The following is a 23,276-nucleotide window of genomic DNA, read 5'->3' as shown; positions in this document are numbered from 1 at the left end:
GGCCATCACATCGTGTGAAGGGCGCCCCTGCTCCTCTTGCAGACCGGCGCCTGGTCTCCGGGCCCTCTCCTCGCTCTCTGCGGCAGTCGGTCCCGGCGGCCGAGAGCATCGCGTGGATCAGAACACGCGATGGCACCGCACGGTCGATGAGCTCTCCCGGTGAGCACTCGTTCCCGGGGGGAAGGAACCCTCTCCAGTGACAGACGTCAACACCCACGGCTCGACCGTGGATCTCACCGCCGACCTCTCGGGTCTGCGCGTCGCCGAGCTCCAGGCTCTCGCGACGCGGCTCGGCCTCGGCGGCGCCTCCAAGCTCCGCAAGGGCGAGCTGGTCCAGGCCATCTCGGACCTGCGCGCCGCCTCCGCCGAGGACGCGCCCGCCGTGGTCGCCGACGCGGTCGCTCCGGACGACGCAGCGGTCGCCCCGGACGTCGACGCCACCGGCGTCGAGGCCGAGCCGGCCGATGTGGCCGAGCAGTCCGCTCCCCAGCCCGAGGCGCCGGCGGAGCTGCCGACGCCCGTCGAGAGCACCGAGGCCGACACGGCCGACGTCCTCGAGCAGGCCGCGCCCACCGTCGACGAGCCCGCCGCGACGGCCGCCGAGTCGGCCCCCGTCGAGCTCGAGCTCCCCGCGGCGGCCGAGCCGGTCGCCGAGCCCGCCGAGCGCACGCCCCGCCGTCGCAGCTCGCGCCGCGCCTCCAGCGGCACCGTCGCCGCCGGCGAGCACCTCAACATCCCCGGCGGGACGGGCGTCGAGTCGCTGATCCCCGACCTCCCCGTGATCGAGCAGGACCGCGACGCCGACCAGGCCGCGAAGCCCGTCATCGACATCGAGCTGCCGAACGGGCCGGAGTCGGACGACTCCTCCCGCGAGGGCGGCCAGCGCGAGCGCCGTGGACGCCGTCGCAGCCGAGGCGGCGGCTCCGAGCAGAGCGAGCAGGCCGAGCAGGCGCCCGCCGAGAACGACGCCGACTCCTCCGACTCCGGCGACCAGCAGGAGCAGCAGGGCGGCGACCAGCAGCAGAACGGCGACCAGCAGGGCACCGGACGCGGCCGCAACCGCCGCAACCGGAACCGCAACCGCGGGGACGACCGCCAGAACGACGCCCAGCAGAGCCCCGCCGCCCCGTCCCAGCCGCAGAACGGCCAGGTCGCGCGCGCAGCGCAGTCCGAGGGCCAGCAGGCTCCTCAGCAGAACGGCTCCGGACAGCCACAGAACGGCCAGCAGGCCGAGGGCGAGGACGGCCGCCGCAGCCGCTACCGCGACCGCAAGCGCCGCGGCGGAGCTATCGGCGACGACTTCGAGCCCGAGATCGGCGAGGACGACGTCCTCATCCCGGTCGCCGGCATCCTCGACGTCCTCGACAACTACGCCTTCGTGCGCACCACCGGCTACCTGCCCGGCGTCAGCGACGTCTACGTCTCCCTCGGCCAGGTCAAGAAGTACAACCTGCGCAAGGGCGACGCGGTCGTCGGCGCCATCCGCCAGCCCCGCGAGGGCGAGGGCGGCGGCCGCCAGAAGTACAACGCGATCGTCCGCGTCGACTCGATCAACGGCCAGACCGTCGAGGAGGCCGCGGCGCGTGTCGAGTTCCAGAAGCTCACGCCGCTCTACCCGACCGAGCGCCTGCGCCTCGAGACCGAGCCCGGCAAGCTGACCCAGCGGATCATCGACCTGGTCGCCCCGATCGGCAAGGGACAGCGCGGCCTGATCGTCGCGCCGCCCAAGGCCGGCAAGACCATCGTCCTGCAGCAGATCGCCAACGCGATCGTGCAGAACAACCCCGAGGTCCACCTGATGGTCGTCCTGGTCGACGAGCGTCCGGAGGAGGTCACCGACATGCAGCGCACCGTGCGCGGCGAGGTCGTCGCCTCCACGTTCGACCGCCCGGCGGAGGACCACACGACCGTCGCCGAGCTCGCGATCGAGCGCGCCAAGCGCCTGGTCGAGCTGGGCCACGACGTCGTCGTGCTGCTCGACTCCATCACCCGCCTCGGCCGCGCCTACAACGTGACCGCGCCCGCCTCGGGCCGCGTGCTCTCGGGCGGCGTCGACGCCTCGGCGCTGTACCCGCCGAAGAAGTTCTTCGGAGCGGCGCGCAACATCGAGAACGGCGGCTCGCTCACCATCCTCGCGACCGCGCTCATCGAGACCGGCTCGAAGATGGACGAGGTGATCTTCGAGGAGTTCAAGGGCACCGGCAACATGGAGCTCCGCCTCTCCCGCCACCTCGCCGACAAGCGGATCTTCCCCGCCGTCGACGTGAACGCCTCCGGCACGCGCCGCGAGGAGATGCTCCTGAGCGCCGACGAGGTCAAGATCACCTGGAAGCTGCGCCGCGCCCTCGCCGGGCTCGACCAGCAGCAGGCGCTCGAGATCATCCTGTCGCGCCTGAAGGAGACCTCGTCCAACGTCGAGTTCCTCATGCAGGTCTCGAAGTCGGCCGTCGGCCCGGCCACCGCCGGCCACGGCAACGGCCACCACTAGCGCCCCGACGTCCGCGGTCGCCCCTGTCACCGGGGGCGGCCGCGGACGTTTTCGCGTCCCCGGGCGATGAGCCCGACCCCGACCACCTCCGGAAGCCAGGACCCCATGTTCGAATCCGTCAGCGTCCTCCTCGCCGAGCACGAGGACCTGCAGACGCAGCTCTCCGACCCGGCCCTCCACGCCGATGCCGCCCGCGCCAAGAAGGTCAACCGGCGCTACGCGGAGCTGAGCCAGATCAAGGCGGCGCACTCCGCCTGGATCCAGGCCGGCGAGGACCTCGAGGCCGCGCGCGAGCTCGCCCGCGAGGACGAGGCCTTCGCGGAGGAGGTCCCCGAGCTGGAGGAGTCGCTGCGGGTGGCGCAGGAGAAGCTGCGGCGCCTCCTCATCCCGCGCGACCCGGACGACGGCCGCGACGTCATCATGGAGATCAAGGGCGGCGAGGGCGGAGCCGAGAGCGCGCTCTTCGCGGCCGACCTCCTCCGGATGTACCTGCACTACGCCGAGGCGAAGGGCTGGAAGACGGAGATCCTCGACCGCGACGAGTCCGACCTGGGCGGCTACAAGAACGTGCAGGTCGCCATCAAGAGCAACGCCACCGACCCGTCGCAGGGCGTGTGGGCGCACCTCAAGTACGAGGGCGGCGTGCACCGGGTGCAGCGCGTCCCCGTGACGGAGTCGCAGGGGCGGATCCACACCTCGACCACGGGTGTGCTCGTGTTCCCCGAGGTGGACGCGCCCGAGGAGGTCGCGATCAACCAGAACGACCTCAAGATCGACGTCTACCGCTCCTCGGGCCCCGGCGGGCAGTCCGTCAACACGACCGACTCCGCGGTGCGGATCACCCACCTCCCGACCGGCATCGTGGTCTCGATGCAGAACGAGAAGAGCCAGCTGCAGAACCGCGAGGCGGGCATGCGCGTGCTGCGGGCCCGCATCCTGGCGCGCCAGCAGGAGGAGATCGCCGCGGCGGCCTCGGACGCGCGCAAGACGCAGATCCGCACGATGGACCGCTCCGAGCGCATCCGGACCTACAACTTCCCCGAGAACCGCATCGCCGACCACCGCACCGGCTACAAGGCGTACAACCTCGACGGCGTGATGAACGGCGCGCTCGACCCGGTGGTCGAGAGCGCCATCCAGGCCGACGAGGAGGCCCGCCTGGCCGACATCGGCTCCGAGGAGGCGTGACCCTCGTGACGACCGGCGTCGACGCGCGCACCCTCCTCGCGGAGGCGGTCGCCCGCCTCGCCGCCGCCCGCGTCCCCACGCCGGACGTCGACGCGGAGCTGCTCCTCGGGCACCTGCTCGGGCTCGGCCGCGGCCGGCTGCAGGCGCGCCTCATCACGGGGCTGACCGTCGAGGAGGAGCACGTCGCCGCGTTCGCGAGCGCGATCGAGCGCCGCTCGGCCCGCGAGCCCCTGCAGCACATCACCGGGATCGCGCCGTTCCGCTCGCTCGAGCTCGCGGTCGGACCCGGCGTGTTCGTGCCGCGCCCCGAGACCGAGGGCGTCGCGCAGATCGCGATCGACGCCCTCCGAGCGGTCGTCGACCCGGAGCCGATCGCCGTCGACCTCGGCACGGGCAGCGGAGCCCTGGCGCTCGCGCTCGCGCACGAGGTGCCGCACGCACGCGTGATCGGCGTGGAGAACGCTCCCGAGGCGTTCATCTGGGCCCGCGGCAACCGCGAGCGGCTCGGGCTCGAGAACGCCCGCATCGTCTTCGACGACCTCGCCCGGGCGCTTCCCGAGCTGGACGGCACCGTCTCCGTGGTCGTCTCGAACCCGCCCTACATCCCGGCCGCCGCCGTCCCGCGCGACCCGGAGGTGCGCCTGTTCGACCCGCCCTCGGCGCTCTACGGCGGCGAGGACGGCCTGGACGTGGTCCGCTCGCTCTCGGCGACCGCCCTCCGCCTGCTCCGCCCCGGGGGAGTGCTGGTGATGGAGCACGGCGAGCTGCAGGGCGCCGAGATCCGCGTCCTGCTCACCGCCGACGGCTGGCGCGGAGCGACCACGCAGCGCGACCTCACCGGCCGCGACCGTGCGACGGTGGCGGTGCGCTGACGCGTCGCGGGGCTCTGCTAACCTCAGCGGCGATCCGGTGGCCGCGCCGGGCAGGCAGGCTCGGGAGGCTCGCATCGTCCCTGCACGCGACCGGCCGCGCCGTCGGCTCCGCCGCACACCGCTGATCGTCCTGGCCGTCGTGGTGGTCGCGGCTCTGGTCGTGGTCGCCGTGCGGCTCCTCGAGCGGAGCGACGGCACTGCTCCCGTCGCCTGCCCGCCGTCGTCCGCCTCCGCGTCGCCCACGGGTACGACTGCCATCGGCTCGGTCGACGACTACCTGGGCGGCCGGTCCTACCTCCGCGGCGTGAACGTGTTCGACCTGCAGTCGCGCGTCGACGTCGGAGTCGACTGCACCGCCGGCAATCCGGCCGAGAGCTACGAGTTCCTGGCGGGCCGCGGGCTGACCGTGGTCCGGCTCGCGGTGCCCTGGTCGCTCCTGCAGCCGCAGTCCGAGGGGGAGAGCACCGACGACGCGCTGGCGAAGGGGCTCGATCCGGCGGCGGTCTCGCTGCTCCGGACCGAGATCGCCGCCATCGGCGCCGCCGGCATGCGGGTCGTGCTCGACCTGCACAACAACGGCACCTACCCGGCGAGTCAGGGCGATCTGCCCGAGGGGACCGTCTGGTTCGGGTCGGGGCTCTCCGTAGCGCAGGCGCAGCGGATCTGGACCCTGCTCGCGACGGAGTTCCAGGACGACGGACGCATCGCCGCGTACGACCTCTTCAACGAGGTGAAGCGGGCGCTGGTCCCCGTCGAGACCTACAAGGCCTACACGCAGGCCGTGGTGTCGGCCGTCCGGGGAACCGGCGATCGGCACACGATCTGGGTCGAGGGGATGCGGGAGGCGACGACCGGCACGGTCGCCGCGATCGCGCCGGACGGGCCGTGGATCCAGGATCCGCTGGACCGGATCGTGTACTCCCAGCACTTCTACCCCGGCGGCACGGGCACGACCCTGCGCTCGGACAAGCAGGGCGGCAGCGACGAGGAGGTCTTCGTGGCGGCTGTCACGACCTTCGGACAGTGGTGCCGGCAGTACTCGGTGCACTGCTCGGTCGGCGAGGTCGGCTGGCCGAGCGATCAGAGCCTCTCTCTCGCCGCGGGCGGCGCGGGCTCCTGGACGGACGTCGGCGAAGCCTTCTACACGGCTGCCGACACCTACGGCCTGGACGTCACCTACTTCGGCTCCACCAGGAAGTCGGACTGCGGCTGGCTGATGGCCTACTGCGGCGACGATCACGAGATCGACGATGCACGCTCCCAGAGCTCCGTGATCGAGGCGCACCTCGCGCGCTGAGCGCGGATGTCCCCCTCGTGGGAGGGGGTCTCGTCGAATAAGGCTCACTCGCGCCACCCGTCGGCGGCCCCTTCCGACAATGGGGGCGCGGGGCTCTCCCCGCGCCCACGACCGCACGTCCGGGAGGCCCCCCTTGATCGGCGACCGAACCATTCACGAGAACCCGGGGCGTCCCGCCTCCCTCCTGCGTCGCGGTGTCCTCGCCGCCGGTGCGATCGGCGCGGTCGGCGCCTGGAGCACCGCCGCAGCCCCCGCCGCCGAGGCCGCGGTCACGATCTCGCAGGGCGAGCTCGACCGGATCGCCGTGGTCGCCTCCGCCGCCCGCTTCTCGGGCATCGACGCGACCGGCGCGACGGACTCGAGCGCCGGCCTGCAGAAGGCGATGAACGCCGTCCCCGAGGGCGGCCTGCTGGTGATCCCGACCGGCACCTACCTCGTCGGGACCTCGCTCTACCCTCGGCTCGCCAAGTCCCTGCGGGTGAGCGCGCACGGGGCGACCCTCGTCGCCACCTCGTCGAAGCCGATCTTCTCGGTCTCCGGGGCGTACGGCACCGTCCTCCCCGTCACCGCGGTGACGATCGCCGCGCCCGCCGGAGCCTCCGCCGTGTCGCAGCTGAGCGTCGGCGGCACACCGGACTGGGCTCCCGGCACGATCGTGAAGATCGTCTCGGACGACCCGATCCCCGAGCGCAGGCCGGGAGACGGCGTCGTCGAGTCGCGCCTGGGCGAGTTCGCGGTCGTGCGCTCCTCCTCCGGATCGACGGTGGTGCTCGGCGGAGTGCTGCGCGAGACCTACAGCACCAACATCCGCGTCGCGCAGATCTCGGACCAGACCTTCTCGATCGAGGGAGGCACCCTGATGGTCGCGGCCGCGCGCGCGACCGCGTCGAACGAGCCCCTCGTCTACTTCTCCCGCCTGCGCTATCCGCAGCTGCGCTCCGTGACGGTCACCCGCGCCTCCGGGCCGGCCTTCCGCTTCACCTCCTGCTACGGATACCTCGTCGAGGACGCGATCGTGCGCTTCGCGACCGACGACGCGGGCTCGTCGATCCTCGGATACGGCGTCTCCGACGTCGGGAGCAGCTTCGGCCAGGTCGACCGCGGCGTGTACTCGCATGTGCGCCACTCCTACTCCGACGACACGAACCGCGTCGCGGCCAACAGCGATCTCTCCGGATACGGCCGCACCTACGGCACGGTCGTCTCGGGAGTGAACGCGCTGATGACCACCTCGAGCGCCTTCGACACCCACCACTGCTCGGAGGGAGTGACCTTCATCGGCTGCACGGCCACCTCCGGCATCGGCCAGGGCAGCCAGGGGCAGTCCGGCTACCAGCTGCGGGGGATCGGGCACAGGGTCGTGGACTGCACGGCCCGCTTCGTCGAGAACGGCGTGATCGTGCAGGACGAGGCCAAGGGCGGGGACTCGCGCTCGCACCAGATCAACGGCTTCCGCGCGTTCGACGCCCGGGGAGCGGCGGTGCGCGTCGTCCGACGACCCACCGGGCACCCGAGCGCCGGCGTCTTCGACCCCTCGCCGACGGTCACGGCCTCGGACATCTACGCCGAGCGCACCGGAGCCCTGCTGGTCAGCTACAACGCCTCGGTCGTGCTGGCCGGAGGCGTGTTCCGCGCGGGCGCGAGCAACCCCGGCACCGGCGACTACCACGGCATCTACTCCGAGAACAGCCTGCTGCGGATCCGCGACACCATCCTCGACTTCGAGGCCAACACCTCCGGTACGCCCCGGCCCATCGGCTCGGGCAGCACTGCGGGCGCGGTCCCGGGTCAGCAGCGCACGGAGATCGACGGACTGGAGGTGCGCAGCACGCCCGACGTGGTCGCCCGCACCTGGGGCGTCTTCAGCGGGACGGACCACCTGGTGCGCGCCCGCAACGTGCGGTTCAGCTACCCGTTCCGCTACATGCCGGGGGAGAACCTGTCGCCGCAGTCGTCCATCGAGTGGCGCTGCGACGTGCCCGCCGACGGAGCGACCGAGGTCGCCACCTCCGGCGTCTTCGTCTGGGGCAACAACGAGGTCACAGCGACCCAGAAGCGCCTGCCGCTCTCACCCGACCCGGTGATCATGGTGCGCCTGGTGTCCACGAACACGCTCACGATGGCGGCCCTGCCTTCGGGCAGCGTCTTCGGTCAGCGGCTGCACCTGCTGCACGCCGGGGCGCGTCCGGTCACCGTGCGTCACGGGGCGGCGGGCGGCACTGCGCTCACCGGCGGCCAGGACGTCGCCGTCGATCCGGGCGGGCAGCTGCTGCTGTTCTGGGACGGCGGGGCCTGGCGCCAGTCGGTCTAGCCGCAGGGCTGCACGGCCGGCCGACGTCCGACCGTGCACCGCGTCAGCGGGGGAGGTACTGCCGGCGACGCTTCGGCGATGCGGCCTTCGACGGCGGTACCGGAGGCGTCTTCGCTCGACGAGCCGCGACGGCCACGGCGAAGACCAGCGGCCAGAGCGCGAGGGGCACGCCGGGGTTCGAGAAGTGACTGTGGATGGTGGAGATCACCACGAGCACGACCATCAGGATCGTCACCGGGAACACGGCCGCGGCTCCGAGCATCCGACGGGAGCGGAGCACGACGGCGAACGCGACCAGCAGCAGCAGGACCTCGGCGAGGAGGCCGAGGACTCCGCTCGCGATCAGCGTGCGCATCCACTCGGACTCGGGCGACACCCACACCAGCGAGGACGGCCGCACGGGCCAGCCCTTGTCGACGGCCGAGTAGACCTGGCTGCCCCAGCCGGTGAGCGGGCGCTCCGCGATGGCGGGGAGGGTCTCGGTCACCCAGATGTTGACCCGGTAGCCGATGGTCTGCGGCAGCCAGGAGTACTGGGCGATCGCGTACTGCGACTGCCCGGACTGCTGCTCCAGCCGCGCCGCGATGCTCTGCCCGAGCACGAGCCAGCCGGCCGCCAGCACGGCCACCCCCGAGAGCACCAGGACGGGGCGGGCCTTCAGCCGCAGGGCGGTGAGAGCCAGGATGACCGCTGCGGCGCCGATCGTCGCGAAGGTCAGCGTGGTGACGGCGCCCGCGAAGAGCACGGTGAGGGCGACGACCGGCCAGGGGGCGAGCTTCGTGCCCGCAGAGCTGATGATCAGGTCGACGCAGGACGCCGCGATCACGCAGGCGAGGTACCCGCCGAGAGCGGTCCAGTGGCCGATCGTCGACGTGCCCCGGATGTCCCAGCCGCTCGAGAGCCGCTCGGCGAGACCGCCGGAGCTCGTGATCTGCACCAGCACGTCGTTGACGCCGGGCACGCGCAGCAGCTGGGAGATGGCGATCAGCGCGACGAGCACGCCCGGTGCGCTGAACCCGCGGAGGAACGGCGCCAGGTCCGACGGAGCGCGGACGACCATCCGGACCGGGAAAGTGGCCGCATAAGCGACACCGACAGTGAGCAGAACGCCGATGAAAGGCGAATGCATCAACTCGCCCGAATTCACGAGTTCGAGCATTCCCCAGACGATGAGGAGAAGAAGGAAGGAGTAGTCGAGAGAAGTCAGTCTCACTCGGGCGAGAGGAGCCCTGTCCTTCCAGAGCAGTGCCGTGAGGAAGGACAGCCCCACGAGCAGCATGCTCACTCCCTGAAAAGGGCCGAGTGCGTTGATCTGGACTCCGACCAGTCCTGCCGCGGAGCCCAGGAGCAGGCCCACCAGAAGCGGCCGTCTCGCCCGTCGAGGATCGCTCGAGGGAATTCCGCGTCGCGCGACTGTCTGCCGCCCGTTGGGGGGGACAAGAGCTGATCGATTGTTCGAGATGGGATCGTCTTCCGTCGAGAGCGCGGGCGCCGCTCGCTAGCGGGGATATCACGCGGTGAGGCAGATGTGCCGAGTGCCGTTAGTCTAGGTCGGCGTCGTGATTCTCGCATGCCGCAGGACGAGGAGAGCATACTTCCGTGCCGAAGATCGACGTGGTCCACTGGAATCCCGCACAGCCGATCAGTCGCGCCCCCTGGGCCCGGTTCGTGCCGATCCGCAGGAGAGTCGACAACTTCGGCGATCTGCTCGGCCCGATGATCGTGGAGCGGATCCTGCAGCGCGAGGGGATCTCGCCCGGCTCCGCTCCCGAGCGCCGCCGACTGCTCGCCGTGGGGTCGATCCTCAAGCTCGCCCGCGACGGGGACACCCTCTGGGGCATCGGCGCGAACGGCAAATCGCTGGACGCACGGTTCGACTTCACCGACCTCGACGTCCGGGCCGTCCGCGGTCCTCTGACCCGCGGCTTCCTCCGCGCCCGGGGAATCGCCGTGCCCGAGGTCTACGGCGACCCGGGCCTGCTCGTCGGCACCCTCTGGGGTCGTGACGAGCTGCGCCGCAGCATGCCCGACCGCCGGGTGACCGTCCTCCCCAACCTCAACGATCTCCGCCGGATGCGCGCCGACGGGACCGCCCCGCGGGCGGAGGACGGCCTCGTCGAGCCGACGCGCCCCGTGCTCGAGGTGCTGGGCGCGATCGCGGCGAGCGACCTCGTCGTCGGCTCGTCTCTGCACGCGATCGTCGTGGCGGAGTCGCTGGGGATCCCGGCCCGGCTGGTGGCCTCGGCGAGCGAGCCCGACTTCAAGTACCGCGACTACTACGAGGGCTCCGGACGCTCGGGCTTCACCCCGGCCGCGACCGTCGCCGAGGCGATCCAGGCGGGTGGCGAGCCGCCCCTGGACTGGCGTCCGGACGCGCTGCTCGAGGCCTTCCCGCGCGATCTCTGGGGGAGTGTCGTCGAGGCCGCACGGTGACGATCGCCGGTGACGCCGCCCGCGGCGCCGCTGCCACGCTCGGCGGGCAGTGGATCCGCTTCGTCCTGCAGCTGGGCGCGCTCGCGGTCCTCGCGCGCCTCCTGAGCCCGGACGACTACGGAGTGGTCTCGATGGTGCTGGCCATCGCCGGAGTCGCGACGCTGCTGGGCGACTTCGGGCTCTCCATGGCGTCGATCCAGTCCAGCGACGTGACCGACGCCCAGCGCAACAACCTGCTCTGGATCAATGTCCTCCTCGGGCTGGTGCTGGGCGGGATCGTCTTCCTGCTCGCGGTGCCGATCGCGGCGTTCTACGGGCGCGACGAGCTCGTCCCGGTCTGCCAGGCGCTGTCCGCGGTGTTCGTCGTCAACTCCGTCACGGCTCAGTTCAAGGCCGAGGTCTCCCGCCGCTTCCGGTTCCGCTGGCTCGCCGCCTCCGACGTGCTGGCCCAGCTCGTCGCCTCCACGGGCGCGGTCCTGCTCGCGCTGTCGGGAGCCGGCTACTGGGCCCTCGTCGCTCAGCAGCTGCTGGTCGCGGTCACGACTCTGGTCGTCCTGGTGATCGGTGCCGGCTGGCTGCCCGGCCTGCCCTCGCGCACGCAGGGCATGCGCGCGTTCCTCGGCTTCGGCGCGAACACGGTCGGGGTGCAGCTGGTGAACTACATCAGCGGCAACGCCGACAGCGTGCTGATCGGACGGGTCTGGGGCGCCGGGGCGCTGGGCGTCTACGACCGTGCGTACCAGATCTTCCGGATGCCGCTCCAGCAGATCGCCGCGCCGATGACCAGGGTCGCCTTCCCCGTGCTCTCGCGGATGAAGGACAGGCCCGAGTTCGAGCGGTACGTGCAGCGGGCCCAGCTCGTGCTCGCCTACGTCATGGGCGGAGTCTTCTTCGCGGCAGCCGCGCTCGCCGACCCGATCATCGAGATCGCGCTCGGCCCCGGGTGGGACGAGTCGAAGACGATCTTCCGGATCCTCGCGATCGGCGGCGTCTTCCAGGCGCTCGGGTTCGTCTACTACTGGGTGTTCCTGGCGAAGGCGCTGACCGGGCTCCAGCTGCGGTTCAGCATCGTCTCGCGCTCGCTCATGGTCGTCTTCATGGCGATCGGAGTGGTGTGGGGGCCTCTCGGCGTCGCGATCGGCAGCACCGCCGGCCTCGTCCTGAACTGGGTGGTGCTCTCGTTCTTCGCCGTGCCGCGCGCCGGCATCGACGTGAGGGCGCTCCTCCTGCAGGCCTGCCGTCCGCTCGCGCTCGGTGTCGCGATCGTCGTCGTCTCACTGCCCGCGCTGGCACTGACCGCTGGACTCGGCGCCCTGGGGCAGCTGCTGATCGTGGGCGCGATCGACCTGGCGATCGCCGGGCTCGCCGTCCTCCTGCTCCGCGCCTACCGGGAGGACGCGCGGCTCCTCCAGCGGACCGTTCTGGCGATCCGCCGGCGCTGAGGGCGCGGAGGGCGCCCTCGGCGCCGACGTCGCGGAGAACAGCCGGCGAGGCGCCCCGGCGGTCAGAGGATCAGCGAGCCGCGGAGCTCGGCGAGGCGCTCCCGCCCGACGGCGAGGTCGGCCAGGAGCCGGTCCCTCTGACCGAGCAGGGCGTGGGCCCGCTCCACGGCGTCCGCCTCACCGGTGACGTCCTTCTCGGCGAAGGCCACCGGCAGGGTCGTGACGGCGGCGAACGTGCGGCGCACCTTCTCCGGGTCGCTCGTGGTGAAGCCGATCGGGACGGCGCCCTCGGTCATTCCGAGGATGAGGGCGTGGATCCGATCGCTGACGACCGCGGCGCAGTCGCGGTAGAGCTCGCGCACCCGCTGCTCGTGGTCGGCGTGCGAGACGGAGGCGTCCCAGCCCAGGACGGTGCCGTCCAGGTCGCGGGCGAGCTCGGCGCAGCGCTGCTCGTCCTCCTGCATCTGATCGACGACGACGATGCGGGCGTCGAGCGAGCGGGCGAGTGCGCGCACCGTCCCGAGCCAGACTCCGGTGGGGGCCGGGCGATCTCCCCTCAGCGCGACGGCGATCGCACGGCGCTGATCCGCAGGGCGGAACCGCTCGGGCGCGCTGCCCAGCGCGAAGGCCCAGTCCGGAGCGACGGTCCCGATGCCCAGGTCGGCGCGGCTGTCGGGGTCGCGCCAGCTGGTCGTCCCGGTCAGGGAGAGCATGCGTCGGAACCACCGGCGAGGGAGGGCTCCCTGGTCCCGCCGCAGCGCGATGCCGAGGGCGACGGGGCGGCCGCCGCCGAGGCGCGAGCGGGTCAGCAGCGCCGTCTGCCAGGCGGAGTTGACGAGGAAGCGGCGATCGAGGACCCATTCGCCCGCGTTCAGCGCGAAGCCCATGCGGGAGCCGCGCGGGCCGACGGCGAGGGCGGCGCGGAGCCAGCTCGAGCGGGAGTGGTAGACGACGTCCTCCGCGGACAGGCCCAGTCCCGAGATGTACGCGGAGTGGGTGCCGGCGTAGACGTGCAGCTGTCCCTGGTCGCGCAGTGCATCGAGGTACGCCCGGCGGAGCACCGAGTCGCCCAGGTTCTCCTTCTGGCCGCTCGGATTGACGAAGATGCGGGTGCTCATGAGGTCCCTCTTGTTCGGCGGGCACGAGCGACGGGGGCGTCGACCGCGAGGTGGTAGGCGCGGGCGTAGGACGCGCCGACGGCGCTCCAGTCGCGTCCCGCGAGGACGGGTCCCGACGCGGGGAGATCGGCGGTCGCGCGGACGGCGGCGAGCAGGTCGTCGCGGTCGATCCCGCCGTCGAACATGCGCACCCACTCCTGCCCGACCTCGTCGGCGAGCAGGACGTTCGCCGGGGTGCGCGGCACGAGGACGGGGCGGCCGAGCGACAGCGCGACCAGCAGGATGCCCGAGTTGTGCATCTCGGTGTACGGGAGGATCACCAGCTGCGACGAGGTCATCTCGGCGACCATCTCCTCGTCCGGCACGAAGCCGAAGCGCGTCGCGACCCGGGCGTCGAGAGCGGCGGCCCGCGCGATCCGCTCGGCGAGGGCCGCGGGCGCCCTGCCGACGACGCCGAGGACGAGCTCCGGATCGTCCAGCTCCCGGAAGACCTCGACCAAGCGCTCGACGTTCTTGTAGGGCTCGATGCGGCCGAAGTACAGCAGTCGTCCCGGCTGCACCGGAGCGCTGTGCTCGAGCGGGAGCACATCCCGGTAGTGGCCGTGGGGGATGAGGACGGAGCGTGCACCGCGCGGCACCGGCGTCACCCCCGTCAGGGTCACGAAGAGGTCCGTGCGGCGCTCGAGAGCGGACAGGAGCGCCGTCTCGATGCGACCGCCGGGGGCGTGCGGCTCGAGGTTGTGCAGAGTGCGGACGATCTTTCCCCGGGAAAGCGATAAGCGAGCGAGAAAGAGCGCGAACAATGCCGTCCGCGCCGCGGCTATCGGCTTCGATCTCCCTCTCATCAGGAATTCCGGCCAGTGGACGTGGAACACGTCCCATCTGCCGATCAACGCTTTTCTCCAGGAGAAGAAGGAGAAGTCGATCTCTTCGGGAGCGAAGCGCGTCACCTGGTCGACGAATCGTGTGGTTCCGTCCGGCGGAGCGACGGAGAGGAGGACTCGGACGGTATTCCTCTTCGGGGCCGGATCGGTCACGCGTGATTCCCTTTCGATGTGTTCAGGATATGAAGTCCCCTTCGGGAATCCGACGATTGTCGGTCGGACGAACGGGTGTCATGCTCTCGTCCCGCACTGTCTGTAATACTCGACGAACCGAGGTGAAGGCTAATCGATCGGACTCACGAGCGAGGTGAACGATTCTCGCCGTCATGACCCCCCAACGGGTAGCCGAACCGGTCTCGGACCCGAATTGCCCGGTGTTACCGTCAAGTGATCCGTCTGGAGAGCATCGCCCCGTGAAAGCACTGTATCTATCCGGCGCTCCGCGCCTGTCGACCAAGCCCTCCACCGAGAGTCTGGGCCCGCGCTCGCACATCCTCGGCGTGATCAACGGCCTGGAGCAGAGCGGCGTCGAGGTCGAGCGCTTCATCGTGGGGGACACCATGCCGGAGGCGGTGCACGGTCAGGGGTCCGAGAGCCGCATGTCCGGCTCGCGCCTGTCCATCGTGGCGACCGACGTCTTCCGGCTGGTCTCCCGGGTGCGCTCGCGCTTCCAGCTGAAGCGCCGGGTCTCCGGGTCGACCGCCGACTTCGTTTACGAGCGGTACGCGCTCTTCCAGGAGCTCGGCTCCCTCGCCCGTCGCCTCACCGGGGCCGTCTGGGTCCTGGAGGTCAACGCCCTCCTCGCCGTCGAGGCGACCAGCGAGCGGCGGGCGACCACCAGCCGCGCTCTCGCCGAGTGGATGGAGGGGCGCACGCTCCGCCGCGCCGATCTGATCGTCGCCGTCACGGACGCTCTCGCCGACCAGCTCACCGCCCGGTACGGCATCCCCCGGCAGCGCATCCTCGTCGTCGCCAACGGCGTGGACCACACCGTGCACCGCCCCGCAGAGATGGTGGACGGGACTCGCACCCCGCGGATCGGGTTCCTCGGCACGCTCTACCCGTGGCAGAACGTCTCCTCGCTGATCGAGCTGCTCGCCTCGGAGGACCTGGGCGAGGTCCACCTCGACATCGCCGGCGACGGACCGGTCCGCGCCGACCTGGAGAGGCAGGTCCGCGAGCTCGGCCTCGCGGATCGCGTCGCCTTCCGCGGACGGGTGCACCCCGACGACGTCCCCGCCTTCCTCGCCGGCGTCGACCTCTGCTTCGCCGGCCATTCCAGCGCCAACGGCAGCTACTTCTCCCCGCTGAAGCTCTGGGAGTACCTCGCCGCGGGCAAGCCCGTGGTCGCGAGCCGGCACGACGTGACGGCGGGCCTCCAGCGCGAGGGCTACCCCGTCGTCTGCTACGACTCGGCGGGAGAGGAGGACCTGCGCAGCGTCCTCACCGAGAGCGTCCGCTCGCTGCCGGAGCTCTCCCGGGTCGCCGCCGACCGCCAGCGCGACGTCTGGGCCGAGCACTCGTGGGCCCGCCGCGTCGAGACCATCGTCACCTCCGTGAAGGAGACCGCATGACAGCCGCTGCGCGCACCGCGCTCCCCTTCGACCTCGGTCATGTGGACGCCCGGACCGCTCCGGAGATGATCGCCGAGATCCTCGCCGGCGAGCACCGGGGCCGCATCATCGGGAACCTGAACCTGCACGGGCTCTACATGGCGCAGACCGACGAGCACTTCCGCCGGTTCTGCGACCAGGCGGACACGGTGCTGATCGACGGCTGGCCGATCCTCGCGCTCGCCCGCGGGACGGCGGTCGACTCGCCGCTGACTCCGCAGCACCGCATCGGCAGCACCGACTGGCTGTTCCCGCTGATCGAGAACGACGAGCCGCTGGTGGTCGTCGCCGTGGGCGGCACCCCCGAGTCGTCGGCCGCAGCGGCGGAGGCGGTCGCCGCGCGCACCTCCCGGATGACCTGGCTCGCATACGACGGATTCGACCAGCAGTGGCACGGCACCGGCGAGGAGTGGCCGCTCGCCGAGTCGCTCGCCCGCGCCGACCTCGTCCTCGTCGGGATGGGCATGCCCCGTCAGGAGCGCTGGATCCTGGAGAACCGGGAGCTCGCCCCGCGAGCGGCGTTCGCGAACGTCGGCGGCTGCCTCGACTACATCGCCGGCACCCAGGCGCTCGCCCCGCGGTGGATGGGCGCCCTGGGCGTGGAGTGGCTGTTCCGTCTGGCGCGCGATCCGCGCCGCCTCGCGGCCCGCTACCTCCTCGAGCCGCTGCAGCTGCTCCGCATCGTCCTGTCCGGTCGTTCCCGCGCGAAGCGGACCCCCGGCCCGTGCGACTCTCCGCGGCCCTCGGGCCGGGTGTCGACCGGAGTCGGTCCGCACTGATCCGCGCCGGCGGGCCGCGTCAGGCCTGAGCGGAGTACTTCTCCTCGGTGGCGGCCTTCGCGGGGCGCCACCAGTCCTCGTTGGCGCGGTACCAGTCGATGGTGGCGGCGAGTCCGGCGTCGAAGTCGGTGTAGCGGGGGCGCCAGTCGAGTTCGGTGCGCAGGCGGGTGGAGTCGATGGCGTAGCGGAGGTCGTGTCCGGCGCGGTCGGTGACGTGGTCGAAGGCGTCCTCGGGCTGTCCGAAGGCGGTGAGGATGCGGGTGACGACATCGAGGTTGCTCTTCTCGCCGTCGGCGCCGATGAGGTAGGTCTCGCCGATCTCGCCGCGGTCGATGATGGCCCAGACGCCGGTGTTGTGGTCGTCGACGTGGATCCAGTCGCGGACGTTGGCGCCGGTGCCGTAGAGCTTGGGGCGGATGCCGTCGATGGCGTTGGTGATCTGGCGGGGGATGAACTTCTCGACGTGCTGGTAGGGGCCGTAGTTGTTGGAGCAGTTGGAGATCGTGGCCCGCACTCCGAAGGAGCGCACCCAGGCGCGCACGAGCAGGTCGCTGGCGGCCTTGGTCGAGGAGTAGGGGCTGGAGGGGTTGTAGGGGGTGCGCTCGGTGAAGCGCGCAGGGTCGTCGAGCTCGAGGTCGCCGTAGACCTCGTCGGTCGAGATGTGGTGGTACCGCACGTCGTGCGCCCGCACCGCCTGCAGGAGCGCGAAGGTGCCGATGACGTTCGTCGCGAGGAAGGGCGTCGGGTCGTGCAGCGAGTTGTCGTTGTGCGACTCTGCGGCGAAGTGCACCACGAGGTCCGAGTCGGCGACCAGCCGGTCCACCAGCTCGGCGTCGGCGACGTCGCCCTCGACCAGCCGCACGCGGTCGGCGACGGGGGCGAGGGAGTCGCGGCTGCCCGCGTAGGTGAGCTTGTCGAGCACGGTGATCCGCGCGTCGGGGCGCTCGCGCAGGGTGAGGTGGACGAAGTTGCTGCCGATGAAGCCGGCACCGCCGGTGACGAGGATCCGCACGGGTTCTCCTGGAGGTCGGGAAGGTCGGGGGAGGCCGGGCTCAGCGGCCCGCGCTCACGCCTTCGAGGCGGAGCAGGCGGTGGAGGTAGGCGCCGTAGCCGCTCTTGACCAGCGGTGCGGCGAGCTCGGCGAGGCGGGTGTCGTCGATCCAGGAGTTGCGCCAGGCGATCTCCTCGATGCAGCCGATCTTGAACCCCTGCCGCTGCTCGATCACCCGTACGAACTCCGTCGCCTCGATCATCGAGTCGAAGGTCCCGGTGTCGAGCCACGCCGTTCCCCGGTCGAGCACCTGGACGTTCAGCCGCCCCGCCTCGAGGTAGCGCTCGTTGATCGTCGAGATCTCGAGCTCCCCGCGGGCCGAGGGCGTGATCGTCTTCGCGATCGCCACGACGGAGTTGTCGTAGAAGTAGAGGCCGGGCACGGCGTAGTTGCTGCGCGGCTGCTCGGGCTTCTCCTCGATGGAGACGGCTCGGAAGTGATCGTCGAACTCGACGACTCCGTAGGCGCGGGGGTCGGCGACCTGGTAGGCGAAGATCACGGCGCCCTCGATCGTGGTGTTCGCCGCGAGGGCGGTGCCCAGGGCGGTGCCGTGGAAGATGTTGTCGCCCAGGACCAGGGCGACGGACTCGTCTCCGATGAACTCCTCGCCGATCAGGAACGCCTGCGCGAGCCCGTCGGGGGAGGGCTGCACCGCGTACTCGATCCGCATGCCCAGGCTCGACCCGTCGCCCAGCAGAGCACGGAACTGGTCGTTGTACTCGGGCGTCGTGATCACGAGGACCTCGTCGATCCCGGCCATCATCAGCGTCGACAGCGGGTAGTAGATCATCGGCTTGTCGTAGATCGGCATCAGCTGCTTCGAGATGCCCTTGGTGATCGGCCACAACCTCGACCCGGAGCCTCCCGCGAGGACGATGCCCCTCATCGGAGCCGGCCCGGGCGAGGAGCGCCGGCGGGGGTCCGCTGCACCGCCGAGGGGAGCGTGAAGATCTGCGAGGAGAGGGTCACGGAGCCGACTCTATCGGCGGCGCCGCGGTGCCTCCGCACGCCGGTGCAGCGCGCGCGGAACCCGTGGCGGGGACTGACGGTCGAGGGACCGCGCCCGACGCGATCCGACTCCTCGAGCGGCGCGCACGCCGCCTCCGCCTCCGTATCGCGCCTTCCGCTCGGAGGACGCCGGACACGGGGATAACTTCTCCGACGTCCGCGGCTCCGCCTGCCGCGACGGAGAGAGGTACCGCCCTGTGCACGAGGTCATCGACCACCGGGACGCCGCGCTCCTCCCGTCTCCCGGTCCCTGCCGCCGATCCCCCCTGACGGGGGGAGTCCGCCCGTGCTGACCATCGGGATCGTCGCCCTCGACGCCTGGCACGCGGCTCCGCTCGAGCGCGCCTGGCGCCGCCGGGGGCACCGCGTGATCGTCGTGACCGGTGACACGGAGGCGTTCAGCGGCGCCGAGCTCCGCCCCAGCGTGCTCGCCCGCCTCCTCGAGCCCGCCGGTCGGAGGGGTGCGGGGTCCGTCGGGCTCGCTGTCGTGACGCGCCGGGCCCGCCGACTGCTCGCCCCGGAGCGGCCCGACCTCGTGGTCGCTCTCGCGGGGACGGCCGTGGAGCTCGCCGGGCTCGCTCCGACGACCGTCCTCCTCGCCGACGACCTCCCCGCCCTCCCGCGCCATCGGTTCGAGGAGGAGCGGCGCGGCGCGGTCGTCGTCACCCCGACGGAGCGGATCGCGTCCGCCCTCGCGGGCACGGTCGTGCCCCTGGGCCTGCCGGACGCGTCGTTCCCGACGCCGTCCGCCCCGGACGGGCCGCTCCGCTTCGCCGCCGTGGGGGCCTCCGGTCTCGACCGGGGCGCCGAGCGGCTCGATCTCCTCGCCCGGCTGGACGGCACCGAGTACGTCACCGTGATCGACGACGGCGGCGGCATCGCCGACCATCTCGCGTCGGGGCTCCGCTCCGTCGGCGAGCAGGATCGCGACGGCATCGTCGAGGTGCTCCGCCACTCCCACGCGTACGCCCACCTGACGCCGTCGACGACCGGCGCGGCCGCCGGACTCGACGCGCTGGCGAGCGGGCTGCCGGTCCTCGCGATCGAGTCGAGCGTCCTGGCCGACCTCTGCGCGGCGGGGGCGGGCGTGGTCCTCCCCGACGACGCGACGCGCGAGGAGTACGAGGACGCCCTCCACCGGCTCCGTCTCGAGTGGACGGTCCTCTCGCGGGGCGCCGCCGAGTTCGCCCGGGAGCGCCCGTGGTCCGTCGCGGCCAAGGAGATCCTCGCCCTCGCGGAGGGACGCGCCCGTGTCGCCTGAACATCGCTCGGCTCCCGGCGCCTCCGCCGATGCGATGCTGCCGAACGCCGTCGCCCTGCGCCTGGCCGCCGTGCTGGTGCAGTACACGCTGCAGAGGCACGGCGTCCGCAGCCTCGTGGTGAAGGGCGAGGGCCTGCACCGCCAGGGGATCCGCGCGCCGATGACATCGGCCGACGTCGACCTCTGGGTCGACCCCGAGCGCTTCGACGAGGCTCTCGGGCTGCTCGCCTCGATGGGCTGGCGCCGCCGCGCCGAGGCTCTCAGCTGGACCCTCTTCGTCGACCACTCGATCACGCTCGTCCACCCCTCGTGGCCGTGCGACGTCGACGTCCACCGCTCCTTCCCGGGAGCCTTCGAGGAGGAGCGGATCGTCTTCGACCGCCTCTGGGCGGCCGCCGAGGAGCTGCCTCTGAGCGACGAGACCGTGCGGATCCCCGGGCCCGCGCACCACCTCGTGCTGCACGCCCTGCATCAGCTCCGCAGCGCGCGCTCCGTCTCGGCGATCGCGGCGCTCGCGGCTCTGGAGGCGCACGGCGCCGGCCTCCCGCACGAGGAGCTCGAGGCGATCCGCGAGGCGGCCGCCGAGCTCGGGGCGCAGATGCCGATGACGGAGCTGCTCGCCTCCTGGGGAGTCCCCGCCGCACCTGAGGAGCGCTACCGGCAGGCGCGGGCCCTCTGGGACGTGCGCCGCCGCTCCGACCGGCACACCTTCAACTGGCTGCACGCCGTGGCGTCCGCGCCCTGGCGCCTGAAGGGCGGCCTGCTGCTGCGAGCCGCCTTCCCCACCCGCGCAGATCTCGAGGCGAGCCATCCCGAGGCGACGACGGCCCGGTCGCGACTCCGGCTGCGGGGGGAGCGGACCCTGCGGGCGCTCCGCGGCCTGCCCTCCGCCCTGACCGGTTTCACCCGGGTGGCGCTGAGCGGCCGCAGCGAGGAGCCGGGCCCGGTGTCCTCGTTCGTGGTGATCGCGGAGGCCACGTCACCGGGGAGCGCCTCCCCGGCCCCGTCCGCCCCCGCGGCGAGGGCCGTCCCTCCGGTGGAGGCCTCCGCCGAGGCGCCGGGTGGCAGCACTCCGCCGGCCCAGCGCTTCGCCGTCGAGCGCACCGACCAGCAGGTCTACGTGCTCGACCTGTCCCGCCCGTCGGTGCCCCCGGTCGTGCTCTCGCTGAGTGCCGCCTCGGTCTTCGAGGCCGTGATCCGGCAGCGCCGGCCGCGGGACGAGGTCGTCGGCCTCCTCGCCGACCACTACGGGATCGACCCGGCGGCGATGCGCCGGGACGTCGACGCCGTCCTCGCTGAACTCGACGCCCGCTTCCCGGGCGCGGTCCTCGACGGAGCCCGCTCATGAGGGCCGGCCGTTCCCGATCCCTGCGCATCCTGCACGTCCTCGACTCCTTCGAGGACGGCGGAGCGCAGCGTGTGGCCCTCTCCCTGGGCGCCTGGAGCCGCGACCACCGCTGCGAGACCGCCTACTGGGGGCGTCCGGGGCCTCTCAGCACCCGCGCCGCGCAGGAGTCGCCCGTCTTCGTGGTGCCGAGACCCGGACGGGGCTTCGCGGCCGATCTGCGCGACCTCGCTCTCGCCGTCCGCCGGTTCCGCCCGCACGTCCTGCACGCCCACCAGCGCCGCGAGGCTCTGCTGGCCCTCCTCGTCGGCGCCGCGCTCGGTGTGCCCGTCGTCGAGCACGCGCACACCGAGCTGCCCGGGATCGACCGTCGAGCACTCTCCTTCCGCTCCCGGCGCGTGTTCGCCGTCTCCGCCTCGGTGGGGCGGATGGTCGTCGAGGGCTACGGTCGCCCGCAGGAGCGCGTCGTCGTCACCGGCAACACCCCGGCGAACGTCACGGCGGAACCCGCGCTCGCGCCGGAGATCGCCGAGCCGGTCGTCCGCGTCCTCGGCATCGGGCGGCTCGCGGAGCAGAAGGACCCGGCCCGCTTCCTCGCGGCCGTCGAGGCCCTCGCGCGGATCCGCTCCGTCACCGGCACCTGGCTGGGCGACGGTCCGATGCTGCCGGTGCTGCGCGAGCGCGCCCGGGGAGCCGGAGTGGTCGACTTCGCCGGTCCGTCGGCGGACGTGACCGGAGCGCTGGACGCGGCGCACCTCCTCCTGTCGACCTCGCGGTGGGAGGGGACTCCGCTCGTGATGCTGGAGGCTATGGCCCGCCGTCGCCCGGTCGTGGCGACCGACGTCGGCGGCGTGGGCGAGCTGCTCGCCGACGGCCGGGGGCTCCTGCTCCCCGCCGACGCCGATGGAGAGCGGATCGCCGAGCTCCTCGCCGCTGCGTTGGAGAGACCTGACGGACTCCTGCGGCAGGCCGACCGTGCGAAGGCCTGGGTCGACGAGGCCGCCTCGCCCGACGCCGTCTTCGGCCCCGTCGTCGCCGCCTACCGGGAGCTCGGGGGTCGACGATGAGCGGGTCCGCGCACTCGGTGACCGTCGTCGCTCCCTGCTACAACGCGATCGCCCGTCTCGACGGCTTCCTCGCGCGGCTCGCCCTCACTCTCGGACCGGGGATGCGGGTCGTCCTCGTCGACGACGCGTCCTCGGACGGCTCGGCGGAGATGCTCGAGAGGTGGGCCGAGGGACGCGAGGACGCGCAGGTCCTCCTCCTCGAGGAGAACGGCGGAGTCGCAGCCGCCCGGAATCGCGCCCTCGCCCGCATCGACTCCGAGTTCGTCTGGTTCGTGGACGTCGACGACGAGTGGGACACCGGGATCCTCCGGACCCTCGCCGCCGAGGCCGAGCGGACGGCGGCCGACGTCGTCGTCTGCCGGGCGCTCTACCGCACCCGGCAGACGACCTCCGGACGGGTGATCGACGGCCTCGACCGGCGCGAGCTCGTCTCGTCCGAGCTCGCTCTCGAGCGGATGGCCTCCGGGCGCCTGCACGGCTTCCTCTGGAACAAGCTCTTCCGTCGCACCGTCCTGCAGGAGGAGCTCTTCCCGCGGCTGAGCTCCCAGTCCGACTTCGTCGGAGTGCTGCGGGCGGTGCAGGCGTCGGAGCGGGTGCTCTTCGTTCCGGAGGTCCTCTACTCCTACGTGCACACGGCCTCCTCGATCACCCGTCGACGCGACCCCGACCTCCGAAACCTCCTGGTCTGCGCCGAGGAGATGCGGGCGGCGCTCGCCCGCACGTTCGAGGAGGTGCCGCGTCCGCTGTCGGACTGGTTCACGACCTGGTTCTACGCGGTCCCCGTGGCGCTCACCCCGATCCGCCAGAACTCCGACCCGGCGCTCGTCGAGAGCGGCGTCCGGCTCGGATCGGAGGCGCTGCGCGACGTCCGCGTGCTCCGGTCCGCGCGCACGCCGCGGCTGCTCGTCCTCGGGCTGGTGCTCAAGCACGTCCCCGCCGCCTTCACGGCGCTCAGCCGGATCCTCTACGCCGTGCACGACGCGCACCGTCGGCTCTCCGACCGGAGGAGCACCCGATGGACGACGTGACCGTCCCCGTTCGAGCCGCCGCGAACAAACCGTCCGGACCTCTCCGCACTCCTTCCGCTCCCTTCCCTCCCTCCCGCACCGACCCCCGAGG

Annotated in this window: 18 protein-coding genes; 13 read left to right on the top strand and 5 right to left on the bottom strand. The window is 72.1% G+C overall.

Annotated features, from left to right (window positions below; translation table 11 throughout):
- Positions 1-196 precede the first annotated feature (196 nt).
- From rho to GSU45_RS10350, 5 genes are all read left to right on the top strand, one after another.
- Positions 197-2,488 (top strand): transcription termination factor Rho, encoded by a 2,292-nt coding sequence (gene rho, locus GSU45_RS10370; RefSeq protein WP_159914767.1) that lies wholly within the window; start codon positions 197-199, stop codon positions 2,486-2,488.
- Positions 2,489-2,593: 105 nt separating this feature from the next.
- Positions 2,594-3,676, top strand: a complete 1,083-nt coding sequence (gene prfA, locus GSU45_RS10365) for a peptide chain release factor 1 (protein ID WP_104232724.1) — start codon at positions 2,594-2,596, stop codon at positions 3,674-3,676.
- Positions 3,673-4,548: a peptide chain release factor N(5)-glutamine methyltransferase gene (prmC, locus tag GSU45_RS10360; RefSeq protein WP_159914765.1), complete on the top strand. Its 876-nt coding sequence runs from the start codon at positions 3,673-3,675 to the stop codon at positions 4,546-4,548. Before prfA ends, prmC begins: the two co-directional genes overlap by 4 nt.
- A gap of 139 nt (positions 4,549-4,687) precedes the next feature.
- Positions 4,688-5,845: a cellulase family glycosylhydrolase gene (locus GSU45_RS10355; RefSeq protein ID WP_159914763.1), complete on the top strand. Its 1,158-nt coding sequence runs from the start codon at positions 4,688-4,690 to the stop codon at positions 5,843-5,845.
- 133 nt (positions 5,846-5,978) lie between these two features.
- Positions 5,979-8,156, top strand: coding sequence for a hypothetical protein (locus GSU45_RS10350; protein WP_159914761.1), 2,178 nt, complete (start codon positions 5,979-5,981; stop codon positions 8,154-8,156).
- 43 nt (positions 8,157-8,199) lie between these two features.
- On the opposite strand, the gene GSU45_RS10345 is transcribed toward GSU45_RS10350, so the two are convergent.
- A complete protein-coding gene (locus tag GSU45_RS10345; RefSeq protein WP_159914759.1) occupies positions 8,200-9,216 on the bottom strand; it encodes an O-antigen ligase family protein in 1,017 nt (338 codons plus the stop codon).
- 539 nt (positions 9,217-9,755) lie between these two features.
- Between GSU45_RS10345 and GSU45_RS10340 the strand changes: the two genes are divergently transcribed.
- Both GSU45_RS10340 and GSU45_RS10335 read left to right on the top strand, forming a co-directional pair.
- Positions 9,756-10,589, top strand: a complete 834-nt coding sequence (locus tag GSU45_RS10340; protein ID WP_159914757.1) for a polysaccharide pyruvyl transferase family protein — start codon at positions 9,756-9,758, stop codon at positions 10,587-10,589.
- Entirely contained in the window at positions 10,586-12,031 is a 1,446-nt protein-coding gene (locus tag GSU45_RS10335) for a lipopolysaccharide biosynthesis protein (RefSeq protein WP_159914755.1), read from the top strand. The genes GSU45_RS10340 and GSU45_RS10335 overlap by 4 nt, the downstream gene beginning before the upstream one ends.
- A gap of 62 nt (positions 12,032-12,093) precedes the next feature.
- Here GSU45_RS10335 and GSU45_RS10330 read toward each other — a convergent pair whose 3' ends face one another.
- Positions 12,094-13,149 (bottom strand): polysaccharide pyruvyl transferase family protein, encoded by a 1,056-nt coding sequence (locus tag GSU45_RS10330; RefSeq protein WP_159914753.1) that lies wholly within the window; start codon positions 13,147-13,149, stop codon positions 12,094-12,096.
- Entirely contained in the window at positions 13,146-14,186 is a 1,041-nt protein-coding gene (locus tag GSU45_RS10325; protein ID WP_159914751.1) for a glycosyltransferase, read from the bottom strand. The genes GSU45_RS10330 and GSU45_RS10325 overlap by 4 nt, the downstream gene beginning before the upstream one ends.
- A gap of 260 nt (positions 14,187-14,446) precedes the next feature.
- Between GSU45_RS10325 and GSU45_RS10320 the strand changes: the two genes are divergently transcribed.
- Positions 14,447-15,607, top strand: a complete 1,161-nt coding sequence (locus tag GSU45_RS10320) for a glycosyltransferase family 4 protein (protein ID WP_159914749.1) — start codon at positions 14,447-14,449, stop codon at positions 15,605-15,607.
- The gene (locus GSU45_RS10315; protein WP_159914747.1) at positions 15,604-16,425 is read left to right on the top strand and encodes a WecB/TagA/CpsF family glycosyltransferase; all 822 of its coding nucleotides are present in this window, start codon (positions 15,604-15,606) and stop codon (positions 16,423-16,425) included. The genes GSU45_RS10320 and GSU45_RS10315 overlap by 4 nt, the downstream gene beginning before the upstream one ends.
- Positions 16,426-16,444: 19 nt before the next feature.
- On the opposite strand, the gene rfbB is transcribed toward GSU45_RS10315, so the two are convergent.
- Complete coding sequence (gene rfbB, locus GSU45_RS10310) at positions 16,445-17,437, bottom strand: dTDP-glucose 4,6-dehydratase (protein WP_159914745.1); 993 nt, start codon at positions 17,435-17,437, stop codon at positions 16,445-16,447.
- Positions 17,438-17,477: 40 nt separating this feature from the next.
- Positions 17,478-18,362 (bottom strand): glucose-1-phosphate thymidylyltransferase RfbA, encoded by an 885-nt coding sequence (gene rfbA / locus GSU45_RS10305; RefSeq protein WP_159914743.1) that lies wholly within the window; start codon positions 18,360-18,362, stop codon positions 17,478-17,480.
- A gap of 408 nt (positions 18,363-18,770) precedes the next feature.
- Between rfbA and GSU45_RS10300 the strand changes: the two genes are divergently transcribed.
- From GSU45_RS10300 to GSU45_RS10285, 4 genes are read left to right on the top strand one after another with little or no spacing between them, the layout of a single operon-like run.
- Positions 18,771-19,745 (top strand): hypothetical protein, encoded by a 975-nt coding sequence (locus tag GSU45_RS10300; RefSeq protein WP_159914741.1) that lies wholly within the window; start codon positions 18,771-18,773, stop codon positions 19,743-19,745.
- Complete coding sequence (locus tag GSU45_RS10295) at positions 19,735-21,093, top strand: PqqD family peptide modification chaperone (RefSeq protein ID WP_159914739.1); 1,359 nt, start codon at positions 19,735-19,737, stop codon at positions 21,091-21,093. The genes GSU45_RS10300 and GSU45_RS10295 overlap by 11 nt, the downstream gene beginning before the upstream one ends.
- Positions 21,090-22,157 carry a glycosyltransferase family 4 protein gene (locus GSU45_RS10290; RefSeq protein ID WP_159914737.1) on the top strand — a complete coding sequence of 356 codons (1,068 nt, stop codon included), beginning with the start codon at positions 21,090-21,092 and terminating at the stop codon, positions 22,155-22,157. The genes GSU45_RS10295 and GSU45_RS10290 overlap by 4 nt, the downstream gene beginning before the upstream one ends.
- Entirely contained in the window at positions 22,154-23,185 is a 1,032-nt protein-coding gene (locus GSU45_RS10285) for a glycosyltransferase (protein ID WP_159914735.1), read from the top strand. The genes GSU45_RS10290 and GSU45_RS10285 overlap by 4 nt, the downstream gene beginning before the upstream one ends.
- Positions 23,186-23,276: the final 91 nt, after the last annotated feature.

It is taken from the genome of Rathayibacter sp. VKM Ac-2801 (assembly GCF_009834245.1).
GTDB lineage: Bacteria > Actinomycetota > Actinomycetes > Actinomycetales > Microbacteriaceae > Rathayibacter.
Note: the sequence above shows the minus strand (reverse complement) of the source record. Positions and strands in the feature narration are given on the sequence as shown.